The organism is Sphingomonas sp. FUKUSWIS1, assembly GCF_000733135.1.
Classification (GTDB): Bacteria; Pseudomonadota; Alphaproteobacteria; order Sphingomonadales; family Sphingomonadaceae; genus Sphingomonas; species Sphingomonas aerolata.
Genome location: NZ_JPJC01000189.1, coordinates 1 through 520, shown reverse-complemented (window position 1 = coordinate 520; position 520 = coordinate 1). Strand labels below are relative to the sequence as shown.

The following is a 520-nucleotide window of genomic DNA, read 5'->3' as shown; positions in this document are numbered from 1 at the left end:
TCACCGACATTCCCGCCTTTGTCGCGGCGAAGCGCGAGGCGGGCGTCGCGATCGACGCGAAGATGCTGCTGATCCTCGCGGGATCGATCCTCTAGCGACGCGCGCGCTGAGCCGTTTTCAACCCCGTCGCCGGAACGGCGTCGGGTAGTCGCTTATTTGAAGTTGTCCGCGTAGCTCTGCAGCTTCAGCGTCTTCTGCGGCGCCGGCACGACCGTGTAGCCGAACCCCTCACGCTCGCAATGCGCGATCGCGGCCTCGGCGGTCGGGAAGAACAGGCGGAGCTGGTCTCGCGTGTCGCCGCTGCCGGCCCAGCCGGTCAGCGGGTCGGGGCGCTTGGGCTCCGAGGGTTCGAATTCGAGCTGCCAGCTGTCGGTCCGGTGCTTGCCGGACTGCATGGCGTTCTTGGGGCGCTGGAAGATACGGGCGGTTGGCATGGGCTCCCCTTATCGCGAAGTTGCGCCCCTTGCATCCGCCTTTTTCGTGCGCAGCGTCGCCGATGCCGCGGCGGGATCGTCGGGCC

General features: G+C 67.7%; 1 protein-coding gene. It reads right to left on the bottom strand.

The window, feature by feature from the left end; genetic code table 11:
* Positions 1-152: 152 nt before the first annotated feature.
* Positions 153-434 (bottom strand): ETC complex I subunit, encoded by a 282-nt coding sequence (locus sphsw_RS11575; protein ID WP_031440756.1) that lies wholly within the window; start codon positions 432-434, stop codon positions 153-155.
* Positions 435-520 lie beyond the last annotated feature (86 nt).